The following is a 252-nucleotide window of genomic DNA, read 5'->3' as shown; positions in this document are numbered from 1 at the left end:
CATAGGGGCAATACGATAATGGCTGCTGCTTTGAAAATGAAAAAACGTTGCACTGCCGTCGTCATCAAAGCCTTTAGTCTGCATTTTCATGTGCTGTGCAGTAAATCCAATCCGGCCATTGAATAATGATTGTTTTCCGTAATTACCTTCAATGGTGACACCGAAAAGACCTGCGTTATCCGGGGATATTGTTATCCCTCCTTCCGATTCAATGCTATCTGGAAAGGCGTAGCCCCAATACGGCGTTATATA

1 pseudogene is annotated in these 252 nt (G+C 43.7%); it reads right to left on the bottom strand.

Going from position 1 to position 252, the window contains the following annotated elements:
• A pseudogene (locus tag ACYP03_RS27140) lies at positions 1-252 on the bottom strand (hypothetical protein); the annotation flags it as partial.

The organism is Photobacterium sp. R1 (genome assembly GCF_054600795.1).
Note: the sequence above shows the minus strand (reverse complement) of the source record. Positions and strands in the feature narration are given on the sequence as shown.